The 13,568-nt window shown below is 59.1% G+C and carries 13 protein-coding genes; 10 read left to right on the top strand and 3 right to left on the bottom strand.

Annotated features, from left to right (window positions below; genetic code table 11):
- The first annotated feature begins 25 nt into the window (after positions 1 to 25).
- From apaG to CRN80_RS11690, 7 genes are all read left to right on the top strand, one after another.
- Positions 26 to 406, top strand: coding sequence for a Co2+/Mg2+ efflux protein ApaG (gene apaG / locus CRN80_RS11720; protein WP_032895037.1), 381 nt, complete (start codon positions 26 to 28; stop codon positions 404 to 406).
- Entirely contained in the window at positions 406 to 1,257 is an 852-nt protein-coding gene (locus tag CRN80_RS11715; protein WP_098950199.1) for a symmetrical bis(5'-nucleosyl)-tetraphosphatase, read from the top strand. The genes apaG and CRN80_RS11715 overlap by 1 nt, the downstream gene beginning before the upstream one ends.
- 9 nt (positions 1,258 to 1,266) lie before the next feature.
- Positions 1,267 to 1,596 (top strand): thiosulfate sulfurtransferase GlpE, encoded by a 330-nt coding sequence (gene glpE / locus CRN80_RS11710; RefSeq protein WP_098950198.1) that lies wholly within the window; start codon positions 1,267 to 1,269, stop codon positions 1,594 to 1,596.
- A 285-nt stretch (positions 1,597 to 1,881) separates the two neighbouring features.
- Entirely contained in the window at positions 1,882 to 3,804 is a 1,923-nt protein-coding gene (locus CRN80_RS11705) for a PrkA family serine protein kinase (RefSeq protein ID WP_003194732.1), read from the top strand.
- A 113-nt stretch (positions 3,805 to 3,917) separates the two neighbouring features.
- Positions 3,918 to 5,189 (top strand): YeaH/YhbH family protein, encoded by a 1,272-nt coding sequence (locus CRN80_RS11700; RefSeq protein WP_098950197.1) that lies wholly within the window; start codon positions 3,918 to 3,920, stop codon positions 5,187 to 5,189.
- Complete coding sequence (locus CRN80_RS11695) at positions 5,186 to 6,751, top strand: SpoVR family protein (protein ID WP_003194736.1); 1,566 nt, start codon at positions 5,186 to 5,188, stop codon at positions 6,749 to 6,751. Before CRN80_RS11700 ends, CRN80_RS11695 begins: the two co-directional genes overlap by 4 nt.
- 63 nt (positions 6,752 to 6,814) lie before the next feature.
- Positions 6,815 to 8,047: a multifunctional CCA addition/repair protein gene (locus CRN80_RS11690; protein ID WP_098950196.1), complete on the top strand. Its 1,233-nt coding sequence runs from the start codon at positions 6,815 to 6,817 to the stop codon at positions 8,045 to 8,047.
- A gap of 72 nt (positions 8,048 to 8,119) precedes the next feature.
- On the opposite strand, the gene folK is transcribed toward CRN80_RS11690, so the two are convergent.
- Both folK and folB read right to left on the bottom strand, forming a co-directional pair.
- Positions 8,120 to 8,638 (bottom strand): 2-amino-4-hydroxy-6-hydroxymethyldihydropteridine diphosphokinase, encoded by a 519-nt coding sequence (gene folK, locus CRN80_RS11685; RefSeq protein ID WP_032895031.1) that lies wholly within the window; start codon positions 8,636 to 8,638, stop codon positions 8,120 to 8,122.
- Entirely contained in the window at positions 8,629 to 8,982 is a 354-nt protein-coding gene (gene folB, locus CRN80_RS11680; RefSeq protein ID WP_032895029.1) for a dihydroneopterin aldolase, read from the bottom strand. Before folB ends, folK begins: the two co-directional genes overlap by 10 nt.
- 74 nt (positions 8,983 to 9,056) lie before the next feature.
- Between folB and plsY the strand changes: the two genes are divergently transcribed.
- Positions 9,057 to 9,626 (top strand): glycerol-3-phosphate 1-O-acyltransferase PlsY, encoded by a 570-nt coding sequence (gene plsY, locus CRN80_RS11675; protein WP_032895027.1) that lies wholly within the window; start codon positions 9,057 to 9,059, stop codon positions 9,624 to 9,626.
- Between the two features lie 30 nt (positions 9,627 to 9,656).
- On the opposite strand, the gene tsaD is transcribed toward plsY, so the two are convergent.
- A complete protein-coding gene (gene tsaD / locus CRN80_RS11670; protein WP_098950195.1) occupies positions 9,657 to 10,682 on the bottom strand; it encodes a tRNA (adenosine(37)-N6)-threonylcarbamoyltransferase complex transferase subunit TsaD in 1,026 nt (341 codons plus the stop codon).
- 203 nt (positions 10,683 to 10,885) lie between these two features.
- Between tsaD and rpsU the strand changes: the two genes are divergently transcribed.
- Both rpsU and dnaG read left to right on the top strand, forming a co-directional pair.
- Complete coding sequence (rpsU, locus tag CRN80_RS11665) at positions 10,886 to 11,101, top strand: 30S ribosomal protein S21 (protein WP_002551877.1); 216 nt, start codon at positions 10,886 to 10,888, stop codon at positions 11,099 to 11,101.
- A gap of 442 nt (positions 11,102 to 11,543) precedes the next feature.
- A complete protein-coding gene (dnaG, locus tag CRN80_RS11660) occupies positions 11,544 to 13,514 on the top strand; it encodes a DNA primase (RefSeq protein WP_003194750.1) in 1,971 nt (656 codons plus the stop codon).
- Positions 13,515 to 13,568: the final 54 nt, after the last annotated feature.

Here is a 13,568-nt window from a genome sequence, read left to right as displayed (position 1 = left end):
GTCCTTCGCTTTTAAGGCCTCTTGCATGTCCGATCCTCGTTATCAGATCGACGTCAGCGTCGTCACCCGCTTCCTGGCGGACCAATCGCAACCCGAACATAACCGCTTCGCCTTTGCCTACACCATTACAGTGAAGAACAACGGGCTGGTGCCGGCCAAGCTGCTGTCGCGCCACTGGGTCATCACCGATGGCGACGGCCAGGTCGAGGAAGTGCGCGGGGCAGGCGTTGTCGGCCAGCAGCCGTTGATCGACAGCGGCGCTAGCCACACCTATAGCAGCGGCACGGTGATGACCTCCAAGGTCGGCACCATGCAAGGCTCGTATCAAATGAAGGCCTCCGACGGCCAACTGTTCGATGCAATCATCAAGCCCTTCCGCCTGGCCGTGCCAGGAGCGCTGCACTGATGGCGACGTACGCGGTCGGCGACCTGCAAGGCTGCCTGGACCCTCTCAAGCGCCTGCTGGAGCGCGTAGCCTTCGACCCGGCAAATGATCGCTTGTGGTTGGTGGGCGACTTGGTCAACCGCGGCCCACAGTCCCTGGAAACCCTGCGCTACCTCTATAGCCTGCGCGACTCTCTGGTATGCGTGCTGGGCAACCATGACCTGCACTTGCTTGCGGCCGGCAAAAAAATCGAGCGCCTCAAAAAAGGCGACACCCTGCGGGAAATCCTCGAAGCCCCAGACCGCGCTCAACTGCTCGACTGGCTGCGCCGGCAAAAACTCATGCACTACGATGAAGGCCGCAACATGGCCTTGGTGCATGCCGGCATCCCGCCCCAGTGGACGTTGAAAAAAGCCCTCAAATGCGCTGCCGAAGTTGAAACTGCGTTGGCCGATGACAACCTGTACACCGCGTACCTCGACGGCATGTACGGCAACGACCCCGTGAAGTGGGACAACGACCTCAAGGGCGTGGCCCGCCTGCGAGTGATCACCAACTACTTTACGCGGATGCGCTTCTGCACGGCCGAAGGCAAACTGGACCTCAAGAGCAAGGAAGGCGCCGACACCGCCCTTCCCGGCTACAAGCCCTGGTTCGCCTACAAGGAACGCAAGACCCGAGACACAAAGATCATCTTTGGCCACTGGGCCGCGCTGGAAGGCAAGTGCGATGAGCCCGGCGTGTTCGCCCTCGATACCGGCTGCGTGTGGGGCGGTGCCATGACCCTGATGAACATCGACACGGGCAAGCGCCTCGACTGCCAGTGCGAATCGCCCCTTTCCATTACCCAGCCGGCCACCGCCAAGCAATAGGAGCCCGCCATGACCGAATTCAAACGTATCCCTCCCCAAGAAGCACAATCCTTGCGCGAGCAAGGTGCGGTAGTCGTCGACATCCGCGACCAACCCACTTATGCCGCCGCTCACATCACCGGCGCCCAGCACTTGGACAACGTCAACATCGCCGACTTCATCCGCGCCGCTGACCTCGATGCGCCGCTGATCGTGGCCTGCTACCACGGCAATTCCAGCCAGAGCGCAGCCGCGTATCTGATCAGCCAGGGTTTCTCCGACGTCTATAGCCTGGACGGCGGGTTTGAGCTGTGGCGTGCGACCTTTCCTGCGGAAATTTCTTCAGGCGATTCGCAATAATTTTTTTCACACCCCGCCACCCCGCGTGACGCTTGGGCTTGCGCCGTTTCTGACGAACGGCGCAGCCAAACTAATTGCGCATCGCGCCTTGACCTCCCGGATTCCGAACTATCCTTAAGCGCAGGCCATCCGAATCAGGGGAGAGCCGGTACACCGGCGTTCGGGTCATCGGTAGCGTTTCAGGGTGTTCTGGGGGGAAAACAGCCATTGGCATGCGTCAATGGCTGCCAGCATCGACTGATTGATCCGGCGTCGGCTCCACGTATCGAGCGAGGTGACGACGTCATGAGTATCTTTAGCCACTTCCAACAACGCTTTGCGTCCACACAGCAGGAAGAACTCACGCTTCAGGAGTATCTCGAGCTGTGCAAACAGGACCGCAGCACCTACGCCTCTGCCGCCGAACGCCTGCTACTGGCGATTGGCGAGCCAGAACTGGTGGAAACCGCCAATAATTCGCGCCTGTCGCGGATATTTTCCAACAAGGTGATCCGCCGCTATCCGGCCTTTGAAGACTTCCATGGGATGGAAGAATGCATCGACCAGATCGTTTCCTACTTCCGCCATGCCGCCCAAGGCCTGGAAGAGAAGAAGCAGATCCTCTATCTGCTCGGCCCGGTCGGCGGCGGCAAGTCGTCCCTGGCCGAAAAGCTCAAGCAATTGATCGAGAAGGTGCCCTTCTATGCGATCAAGGGCTCGCCCGTCTTCGAGTCGCCCCTGGGCCTGTTCAACGCCACGGAAGATGGCGCGATCCTTGAGGAAGACTTCGGCATACCGCGGCGCTACCTCAACACCATCATGTCGCCCTGGGCCACCAAGCGCCTGGCCGAGTTCGGTGGTGATATCAGCCAGTTCCGCGTGGTGAAACTCTACCCGTCGATCCTCAACCAGATCGGCGTGGCCAAGACCGAACCGGGCGATGAAAACAACCAGGACATTTCGGCGTTGGTGGGCAAGGTCGATATCCGCAAACTGGAAGAATTCCCGCAGAACGATGCCGATGCCTACAGCTATTCGGGCGCACTGTGCCGGGCCAACCAGGGCCTGATGGAATTCGTGGAGATGTTCAAGGCACCGATCAAGGTGCTGCACCCACTGCTTACCGCTACCCAGGAAGGTAACTACAACAGTACTGAAGGCCTGGGGGCGATTCCGTTTACCGGGATCCTGCTGGCCCACTCCAACGAATCGGAATGGCATACCTTCCGCAACAACAAGAACAACGAAGCCTTCATCGACCGGATCTATATCGTCAAGGTGCCGTACTGCCTGCGGGTCAGCGATGAAATCAAGATTTACGACAAACTGCTGTTCAACAGTTCCCTGGCCAAGGCCCATTGCGCGCCCGACACCCTGAAGATGCTTGCCCAGTTCACAGTGCTGTCGCGCCTCAAGGAGCCGGAGAACTCCAATATCTATTCGAAGATGCGCGTCTACGACGGCGAAAACCTCAAGGACACCGATCCCAAGGCCAAGTCGATCCAGGAGTACCGTGACACAGCCGGTGTGGACGAGGGCATGAACGGTCTGTCGACGCGCTTTGCGTTCAAGATCCTGTCTAAAGTCTTCAACTTCGACCCCCACGAGATTGCCGCCAACCCGGTGCACTTGCTCTATGTGCTTGAGCAGCAGATTGAACAGGAGCAGTTCCAGGCCGAAACCCGCGAGCGCTACCTGCGCTTCCTCAAGGAGTATCTGGCGCCGCGCTACATCGAGTTTATCGGCAAGGAAATCCAGACCGCTTACCTGGAGTCTTACAGCGAGTACGGCCAGAACATCTTCGACCGCTACGTGCTGTACGCCGACTTCTGGATCCAGGACCAGGAATACCGCGACCCGGAAACCGGCGAAATCCTCAATCGCGTGGCCCTCAACGAAGAGCTGGAAAAGATCGAGAAACCCGCCGGCATCAGCAATCCGAAGGATTTCCGCAACGAAATCGTCAACTTCGTACTGCGTGCCCGTGCCAACAACAACGGCAAGAACCCCACTTGGCTCAGCTACGAGAAGCTGCGGGTGGTCATCGAGAAAAAAATGTTCTCCAACACCGAGGACCTGCTGCCCGTCATCAGCTTCAACGCCAAGGCCAGCAAGGAGGATCAGCAAAAACACAACGACTTCGTCACACGCATGGTCGAGCGAGGCTACACCGACAAACAGGTACGGCTGCTCTCCGAGTGGTACCTGCGGGTTCGCAAATCACAGTAAGGCAGCGGCAAGCGCACACTGCCAGGCATCCGGCCTGGCAGTTGACCGCTTGTCCCTAAGCTTCCAGCTCGCGGCTTGAAGCTTGTAACGTGAAGCTGCCCGGAGGGCTCCCCATGAGCTATGTGATCGACCGACGCCTCAATGGCAAGAACAAGAGCACGGTAAACCGTCAGCGTTTCCTGCGGCGCTACCGTGACCACATCAAAAAGGCGGTAGAAGAGGCCGTCAGCCGCCGCTCCATCACCGACATGGAGCATGGCGAACAAATCAGCATTCCCGGCCGGGACATCGATGAACCGGTGCTTCACCATGGCCGCGGCGGCAAACAGACTGTGGTGCACCCCGGCAACAAGGAATTCACCACCGGCGAACATATCCAGCGCCCACAAGGCGGCGGCGGTGGCAAAGGCCCGGGCAAGGCCGGCAACTCCGGCGAAGGCATGGACGAATTCGTGTTCCAGATCACCCAGGAAGAATTCCTCGAATTCATGTTCGAAGACCTGGAACTGCCCAACCTGGTCAAGCGCAACCTCACCGGCACCGACACCTTCAAGACCGTACGCGCAGGCATCAGCAACGAGGGCAACCCTTCGCGCATCAATATCATCCGTACCCTGCGCTCAGCCCATGCACGGCGCATCGCCCTGTCGGGCAGCAGCCGCGCCAAACTCAAGCAGGCCAAGGAAGAGTTGGCACGCTTGAAGCGCGAAGAACCGGACAACTTCGGCGATATCCAGGAAATCGAGGTAGAAATTGAAAAACTCAGCGCGCGCATTCACCGCGTGCCGTTCCTCGATACCTTTGATTTGAAATACAACCTGCTGGTCAAACAACCCAACCCCAGCTCCAAGGCGGTGATGTTCTGCCTGATGGACGTTTCCGGCTCCATGACCCAGGCCACCAAGGACATCGCCAAACGCTTCTTTATCCTGCTGTACCTGTTTCTGAAACGGAACTACGACAAGATTGACGTCGTGTTCATCCGCCATCACACCAGCGCCCGGGAAGTGGACGAAGAGGAGTTTTTCTACTCGCGGGAGACCGGCGGCACCATCGTTTCCAGTGCACTGAAGCTGATGCAGGAGATCATGGCCGAGCGCTATCCCGCCAACGAATGGAACATCTACGCTGCCCAGGCCTCCGACGGCGACAATTGGAATGACGACTCACCGATCTGCCGGGACATTTTGATCAACCAGATCATGCCGTTCGTGCAGTACTACACTTACGTCGAAATCACCCCCCGTGAGCACCAGGCCCTGTGGTTCGAATACGAGCGCATCGGCGAAGCCTTTGCCGACACGTTCGCCCAGCAGCAACTGGTCTCGGCCGGCGATATCTACCCGGTCTTCCGTGAACTCTTCCAGCGCAGGTTAGTGACATGACCGCCAAAAAAGAGAACAAGCGCCAACCCATTTCCACCGGCTCCGAGTGGACCTTCGAACTGATCCAGGCCTATGACCGGGAAATCAGCCGTATCGCGGCGGGTTATGCCCTGGACACCTACCCCAACCAGATAGAAGTCATCACCGCTGAACAGATGATGGATGCCTATGCCTCGGTGGGCATGCCGCTGGGCTATCACCATTGGTCCTACGGGAAACACTTCCTCAGTACCGAGAAGTCCTACACCCGTGGCCAGATGGGCCTGGCCTACGAGATCGTGATCAACTCCGACCCGTGCATCGCGTACCTGATGGAAGAAAACACCATCTGCATGCAGGCGCTGGTAGTGGCCCATGCCTGCTATGGGCATAACAGTTTCTTCAAGGGCAATTACCTGTTTCGCACCTGGACCGATGCCAGTTCGATCATTGATTACTTGGTGTTCGCCAAGCAATACATCATGCAGTGCGAAGAACGCCACGGTATCGATGCGGTGGAAGATCTGTTGGACTCCTGCCATGCGCTGATGAATTACGGGGTCGATCGCTATAAGCGTCCCTATCCTATTTCCGCCGAAGAGGAGCGCCTGCGCCAGAAGGAACGCGAGGAGCACCTGCAGAAACAGATCAACGACCTGTGGCGCACCATCCCCAAGCGCGCCGACAAGAACAGCGACAAGGACAATGCACGCTTCCCCGCCGAACCGCAGGAAAACATCCTGTACTTCCTGGAAAAACACGCACCGCTGCTGGAACCCTGGCAGCGTGAAATCGTGCGCATCGTGCGCAAGATCGCGCAGTATTTTTACCCACAGCGCCAAACCCAGGTGATGAACGAAGGCTGGGCCACCTTCTGGCATTACACGCTGATGAACGACCTGTACGACGAAGGCCTGGTCACTGACGGCTTTATGATGGAGTTCCTCACGTCCCATACCAGCGTGGTCTTCCAACCAGGCTTCGACAGCCCGTATTACAACGGCATCAACCCCTATGCACTGGGTTTTGCCATGTACCGCGATATCCGCCGCATGTGCGAGCACCCCACCGAGGAAGACCGCCGCTGGTTCCCGGAAATCGCCGGCAGCGACTGGCTATCGACCATCAAGTTCGCCATGAGCAGCTTCAAGGATGAGAGTTTTATCCTGCAGTACCTGTCGCCCCAGGTGATTCGCGACCTCAAGCTGTTCAGCATCCTGGACGACGACCTCAAGGATGACCTGGTGGTGCCTGCCATCCACGACGAACCCGGCTACCGCATCATTCGCGAAACCCTGGCCGCGCAATACAACCTCGGTAACCGCGAGCCTAACGTGCAGATCTACAGCATCGATGTGCGTGGCGACCGTTCGCTGACCTTGCGTCACCAGCAGCACGACCGCAAACCCTTGGGCGAATCCACTGAGGAAGTGCTCAAGCACCTGCATCGGCTGTGGGGTTTTGATATTCATCTGGAAACCCTGCAGGGCGACCAGGTGATGAAAACCCACCATGTGCCACCGCGCAGCGATCATAACGACAACGACTACGGCCGCCTGGACATGGCCGTCGTGCATCTCTGAAACAGCAAAGCCTCCATTGGCCAGGCTCAGGCGTTATCCTGTGCCGCTAATGGAGGCTTTTTCATGAAAATCTACAAGGTCGGCGGCGCCGTGCGTGATCGTCTTCTGGGCATCGAGGTCACCGATATCGACCGCGTCGTCGTTGGCGCGACGGCCGAAGAGATGCTCGCCAAGGGCTATAAACCGGTGGGCGCCGATTTCCCGGTATTTCTCGACCCGAAGAACGGTGACGAATACGCCCTCGCTCGCACCGAACGCAAGAATGGCCGGGGTTACGGCGGCTTTATATTCCATGCGAGCCCCGACGTTACGCTGGAAGAAGACCTGATCCGGCGTGACCTGACCATCAATGCCATGGCGGAGGACGACGAAGGTAATCTGACTGATCCTTACCACGGCCAACGCGATCTTGAAGCGCGTGTTTTGCGGCATGTTTCTCCCGCGTTCGCCGAAGATCCCCTCCGCGTCTTACGCGTTGCACGCTTCGCCGCGCGCTATGCGCCTCTGGGCTTCACAGTCGCCCCCGAGACCCTGGCGTTAATGCGCCAACTCAGTGAGTCCGGCGAGCTGGAGGCCCTTACCCCCGAGCGCAGTTGGAAGGAAATCTCACGGGCGCTGATGGAAGCTCAACCCCAGGTATTTATCCAATTGCTGCGTGACTGCGACGCGCTGAAAACCTTGATGCCGGAGGTGGACGCGCTGTTCGGCGTGCCGCAGCCCGCAGCGCATCACCCAGAAATAGACACCGGCGTGCACACCTTGAGCGTGCTGGAGCAGGCCGCCCTGCACAAGCAACCGCTGAGCGTGCGCTGGGCCTGCCTGCTGCATGATTTGGGCAAAGGCCTGACGCCTGTGGATAAGTTGCCGCAGCATATTGCCCACGAGCAACGCGGCCTGAAGCTGATCAAAGCGGTGAACGAGCGTTTCAAGGTGCCGAGGGATTGCCAGGAATTGGCCTTGCTGGTGGGGCAATATCATACTCATGGGCATCGTGCGCTGGAGCTCAAGGCCTCGACATTGCTGGAGTTGCTGCAAAGTTTCGACGTTTACCGTCGGCCGCAACGCTTTGAAGAATTCGTGGTGGCCTGCGAAATGGACGCTCGGGGCCGACAGGGTTTTGAGCAACGCAGTTATCCACAGGCCGATTATTTGCGTGGAGCCGCAAAGGCTGCACGCGAAATGCCGGTCGCGCCGTTGCTGGAAAAAGGTTTCAAAGGCCCCGAACTGGGCGAGGCGCTCAAGCGCGAACGACTAAACGCATTGAAAGCCTACAAGGAACAGCAAAAGCCCCTGTAGGAGCGAGCTTGCTCGCGAAGAACCTCAACGATGACGCAGCGCCCTCAGGTTTTTCGCGAGCAAGCTCGGCGCCTACAAAAGAGCTAGCGGCGTGAGTGGCTGACCCTGCCACTCGAACGCCACAGGCGCCAATACCTGATCAATTTGCGCGTCTCGCCACAACTCGGCCATTGTCTTGCCCGCCTCCGGGTGCAGACGCTGCGGCGCCATCATCGACAGCGGCCACAACACAAAGGCGTTTTTCAGAATTTCGGCTCGCGGCAGGACCAAGCCATCAAAATCGCCCACCAGATCGCCATACAACAACACATCGATATCCAGCGGCAGGCCTTTGCGGTCGGGCGCGTAGCGGCCATTGTCGGCCTCGATGGATTTCAAGCGGCGATCCAACTCCATCAATGGCAGGTCGGTATAAGCCGACACCACCAGATTGAAAAACGGCCCGCTCTTGATACCCACCGGCTGGCTTTCGAACACCGCTGAACAGCGCATATCCGTCAAGAAGCCCGCCAACGCATCCAAGCCGGCGCATAAACGAGCCTCGCGCTCGATATTACTGCCAAGCCCGAGGTAAACCTGAGTCAACGACATCCGCGCTCGATCTCCACGCCCACGCCCTTGGCAGCCGGTACCGCGCCGGGCTTGGTCAACTTGAGGTGCAGCCAGGGAATCTGGAATTCACTCATCAGCACTTCGGCCAGGCGCTCGGCAAAGGTTTCCACCAACTGGTACTGGGACTGCTCGGCAAAGGCCTGGATACGCGCAGACACCCTGGCGTAATCCAGTGCCAGGGTCAGGTCATCACCGGCCGCAGCTGGGCGATTATCCCAGGCGAAGCTCAGGTCCAGGCGCAGGCATTGCCGGATTCCGCGCTCCCAGTCGTAAGCCCCGATCACGGTGTCGACTTCCAGGCCTTCGATAAACACTCTGTCCAAGCACTTTTCTCCGCAGCACGACAAGGGCGCGATGCCCCGTTAGAATCAGGGCGTCCTCGCCCGGAATAGTTAGCATGTTTTGGTCACTGGCGATTTTCGCCTACCTGCTCGGCTCGCTGTCCTTCGCCATTTTGCTCAGCCGCTTGACGGGAAATCCCGACCCGCGAATGAGTGGCTCAGGCAATGCCGGCGCCACCAATATGTTGCGCCTGGCCGGCAAGAAACTCGCCGTCCTGACCTTGCTGGGCGACCTGTGCAAGGGCCTGCTGCCCGTGCTGATCGCCAGCCTCGTCGGCCTTAGCTTGCAACAGCAAGCCTGGGTGGGCCTATGTGCCGTCCTGGGCCACCTGTTCCCGTTGTACTTCCGCTTTCGCGGCGGCAAGGGCGTCGCCACAGCGGCCGGCATGCTGCTGGGCATTTACCCACCGGCGGCGTTACTGGCCATGCTCGCCTGGCTGCTGACGTTCTACCTGACCCGCACCAGCTCACTGGCCGCGCTGATTGCCACGCCACTGACCCTACCGTTGCTGGCTTGGCAGGAACCGCAAGCACTGGTGCCGATGAGCGTGCTGACACTGCTGATCGTCTGGCGCCATCGCGGCAATCTACGCGACCTGTTTGCCGGGCGCGAACGGCATTTTTAAATACCCGCCTGAACCCGGCGCCCTTGAACCTTACAACGGCGGCAATTGCTCCATCGGCCAGCGCGCCTGCACGCTGATCGCCAGGCTTTCGTGCTGCCCGGCCTGCAAGCGCTGGCAACCGGCGTAGGCGATCATCGCGCCGTTGTCAGTGCAGAACTCAGGGCGTGCGTAAAACACATTGCCATTCATGTCGCCGAGCATCGTTTCGAGGGAGCTACGCAATGCCTTGTTGGCGCTGACGCCGCCTGCGATCACCAGCCGCTTCATGCCCGCCTGCTTCAGGGCGCGCTTGCACTTGATGGTCAAAGTCTCCACCACAGCCTGCTGGAACGCCAGCGCGATGTCGCAACGGGCTTGCTGGCCGTCGTCCCCGGCGCTGACGCTCTGCTGCCAAGTGTTCAAGGCAGAGGTTTTCAAGCCGCTGAAACTGAACATCAAGCCAGGACGATCACACATCGGCCGCGGGAAGGTGTAGCGACCGGCAACGCCGTTCTCAGCCAGGCGGGCGATTTCCGGACCGCCCGGATAATTAAGCCCCATCATCTTCGCGGTTTTGTCGAACGCTTCGCCGGCAGCATCGTCCAGCGACTCGCCCAACAGCGTGTATTGGCCGATCCCATCCACCTGAACCAGCTGCGTATGCCCCCCCGAAACCAACAAAGCGACGAACGGGAACTCTGGCGGTGTTTTTTCCAGCATGGGCGCCAATAAATGGCCTTCCATATGGTGCACGCCGAGGGCAGGAATGCCCCAGGCAAAGGCCAGCGCCTGGGCGCAAGAGGCCCCAACCAGCAGGGCTCCGACCAGTCCGGGCCCTGCCGTGTAGGCGATGGCATCGATCTCGGTTGCCACACAGCCGGCTTCATCCAGCACCTGGCGGATCAGCGGCAGCATGCGCTTGACGTGATCGCGGCTGGCAAGCTCCGGCACCACGCCGCCATAGGCGCGATGCAGGTCGATTTGACTGAACAGTGCATCGGCCAAAAGCCCGCGTTCACTGTCGTATAGTGCGACTCCGGTTTCGTCGCAGGAGGTTTCAAGTCCCAGTACTAGCATGGGTTTGCGCCTTGTAGAGGCTGAATTCGAAGGCGCGCATAATAGTCGCCACTCCCCCTCCCGACTAGCGGTTTTCGATCAGAGGCTTTGCATTCCGGGCAATGAGGGGTTAACATCCGCAACCCTTAAAAACCGACGACCTCAGCCGCGAATTTTTTGCGACGAGAACGTTGATTCCCGGTAATGAAAGAAGGTAGCTCTGGATGCCAGCCGTCAAAGTAAAAGAGAACGAACCCTTCGACGTAGCTCTGCGTCGTTTCAAGCGCTCCTGCGAAAAAGCCGGTGTTCTGGCTGAAGTTCGTAGCCGCGAATTTTATGAGAAGCCAACTTCTGAGCGTAAGCGCAAAGCAGCAGCCGCTGTTAAGCGTCACGCTAAGAAAGTTCAGCGCGAACAGCGCCGCGCCGTTCGTCTGTACTAATACACAGACGTTCGTAGCAAGCTTCTGCCAAGCCCGGCCCTCAGCCGGGCTGTTGGCATTTGCGGATATCGCTTGATGCTTCACCGTCGACGCCGCACATGCGACCGAGACACTGCTTCACACGTCAGGGCTGGCTCTTTTGCCAGCGGTGCACGTCTCTTCTGACGAGCCTAACAAGGCTACTGACGAGCACACCTATTCTTCAAACAGACGATCAACCGTGTCGGCTGTGCCCATCGATGCGTTTCCGAGGCCGCCATTGGCCAAGACCGGACGCCCGGGCAACATTTCCATGCCGAAGACTGATCAGAAACTACCCTCAGTGAATATTCGGCAGATACACTTCCTGATGACCCATGCAGACGATGATGCTCAAGCACTCCATACGTGCGCTTGAACACGTCACGGGCCCTCATTTACACGCAGTGATGACGAGAACGCCATGGCCGGGCTGATTCCCCAGAGCTTTATTGACGACCTTCTGAACCGCACCGACATCGTCGATGTTGTCAGCTCACGCGTACAGCTGAAAAAAGCCGGCAAAAACTACACCGCCTGCTGCCCTTTCCATAAAGAAAAAACCCCATCGTTCAGCGTTAGCCCCGACAAGCAGTTCTATTACTGCTTTGGTTGCGGCGCGGGCGGGAACGCCCTGGGCTTCCTGATGGACCACGACAACCTGGACTTCCCCCAGGCCGTCGAGGACCTGGCGAAAGCCGCCGGCATGGAAGTGCCCCGCGAAGAAAGTGGACGCCCGCACAAACCCCGGCAACCCACCGATTCGCCGCTGTACCCGCTACTGACCGCCGCTGCCGACTTTTACCGCCAGGCACTCAAGAGCCATCCGCAGCGCAAGGCCGCTGTCGACTACCTTAAAGGGCGCGGCCTCACCGGCGAAATCGCTCGGGATTTTGGTCTCGGCTTCGCCCCGCCGGGCTGGGACAACCTGTATAAACACCTGAGCAGCGACACCCTCCAGCAAAAGGCCATGATCGATGCCGGCCTGCTGGTAGAAAACGCCGAGACCGGCAAGCGCTATGACCGCTTCCGCGACCGCGTGATGTTCCCGATACGCGACAGCCGTGGCCGTATCATCGCCTTTGGCGGCCGCGTACTCGGGGACGACAAGCCCAAGTACCTGAACTCTCCGGAGACCCCGGTGTTCCACAAGGGCCAGGAACTCTACGGCCTGTTCGAAGCGCGCAAGAACAACCGCAACCTCGACGAAATCATCGTGGTTGAAGGCTATATGGACGTCATTGCCCTGGCCCAACAAGGCTTGCGCAATGCGGTCGCCACCCTCGGCACCGCCACCAGCGAAGAACATTTGAAGCGCCTGTTTCGCGTCGTGCCCAGCGTGCTGTTTTGCTTCGACGGCGACCAGGCTGGCCGCAACGCCGCCTGGCGCGCGCTCGAAGCCACGCTGTCGAGCCTGCAGGATGGCCGCCGCGCACGCTTCCTGTTCCTGCCCGAAGGCGAAGACCCGGACACCCTGGTGCGTTCCGAAGGTACCGACGCGTTCCGCGCACGCATCAATCAACATGCACAGCCGCTGGCGGATTATTTTTTCCAGCAACTGACCGAAGAGGCCGACCCGCGCTCCCTCGAAGGCAAGGCCCATATGGCCACCCTTGCGGCGCCGCTGATCGATAAAGTCCCGGGCGCCAACTTGCGCACGCTGATGCGTCAGCGCCTGCTGGAGATCACCGGTTTGAGCGGCGAAGCCGTAAGCCAGCTGGTGCACAGCGCCCCGCAGGATGCGCCGCCAACCTACGACCCCGGCATGGATTACGACGCCATGCCGGACTACGCTGACTTTCACCAACCTCAGGAGGCCTTCGCGCCCCAGCAGGAGTGGACGCCGAAGAAACCCGGCGCCGGCGGCAAGAAGTGGGACAAAAAGCCCTGGAGCAAAAACGGCAAACGCGGTGATCGCGATGAAGCCTACGCGCCACGCACACCCGTAGCGGTGGAAGCCCCCACACTGATTGCACTGCGCACATTGATTCACCACCCGCAATTGGCCGGTAAGGTTGAAAGCGCCGACCATTTTGCCAACGAGAGCAACACCTACGCCCAGGTGCTTATTGCACTGATCGAAGCCGTGCAGAAAAACCCTAAGCTAAACTCAATTCAGTTGATGGCTCGCTGGCATGGCACGGAACAGGGCCGTTTATTGCGGGCACTGGCGGAAAAGGAGTGGCTAATTGACGGCGACAACCTTGAACAACAGTTTTTAGACACCATTAATAGGTTATCCGCGGGTCAACACACTCAGACCCTCGACGAACTTATCAAGAGAGCGAGGCAGCCGGGATTATCGGCTGAAGAGCAAATTCAGATAGCAAAACAGATGCGCGACCTCTTAAAACAGAATGTTTACGCATCAAACCCGACCTCAGCTGGCGTGTGAGGTCATAGCTCGGGTATAATCCTCGGCTTGTTTTTTGCCCGCCAAGACCTTCAG

Source organism: Pseudomonas sp. FDAARGOS_380, assembly GCF_002591235.1.
Taxonomy (GTDB): Bacteria; Pseudomonadota; Gammaproteobacteria; order Pseudomonadales; family Pseudomonadaceae; genus Aquipseudomonas; species Aquipseudomonas salmasensis.
This window is presented reverse-complemented; position numbering and strand designations above follow the sequence as displayed.

Excerpts from the sequence above, each read along its gene's own strand:
- folK (WP_032895031.1), bottom strand. The coding sequence starts at position 8,638 with ATGTCGTTGACTCAGGTTTACCTCGGGCTTGGCAGTAATATCGAGCGC.
- plsY (WP_032895027.1), top strand. The coding sequence starts at position 9,057 with ATGTTTTGGTCACTGGCGATTTTCGCCTACCTGCTCGGCTCGCTGTCC.
- glpE (WP_098950198.1), top strand. The coding sequence starts at position 1,267 with ATGACCGAATTCAAACGTATCCCTCCCCAAGAAGCACAATCCTTGCGC.
- dnaG (WP_003194750.1), top strand. The coding sequence starts at position 11,544 with ATGGCCGGGCTGATTCCCCAGAGCTTTATTGACGACCTTCTGAACCGC.
- rpsU (WP_002551877.1), top strand. The coding sequence starts at position 10,886 with ATGCCAGCCGTCAAAGTAAAAGAGAACGAACCCTTCGACGTAGCTCTG.
- CRN80_RS11700 (WP_098950197.1), top strand. The coding sequence starts at position 3,918 with ATGAGCTATGTGATCGACCGACGCCTCAATGGCAAGAACAAGAGCACG.
- tsaD (WP_098950195.1), bottom strand. The coding sequence starts at position 10,682 with ATGCTAGTACTGGGACTTGAAACCTCCTGCGACGAAACCGGAGTCGCA.
- CRN80_RS11695 (WP_003194736.1), top strand. The coding sequence starts at position 5,186 with ATGACCGCCAAAAAAGAGAACAAGCGCCAACCCATTTCCACCGGCTCC.
- CRN80_RS11690 (WP_098950196.1), top strand. The coding sequence starts at position 6,815 with ATGAAAATCTACAAGGTCGGCGGCGCCGTGCGTGATCGTCTTCTGGGC.
- CRN80_RS11715 (WP_098950199.1), top strand. The coding sequence starts at position 406 with ATGGCGACGTACGCGGTCGGCGACCTGCAAGGCTGCCTGGACCCTCTC.
- CRN80_RS11705 (WP_003194732.1), top strand. The coding sequence starts at position 1,882 with ATGAGTATCTTTAGCCACTTCCAACAACGCTTTGCGTCCACACAGCAG.
- apaG (WP_032895037.1), top strand. The coding sequence starts at position 26 with ATGTCCGATCCTCGTTATCAGATCGACGTCAGCGTCGTCACCCGCTTC.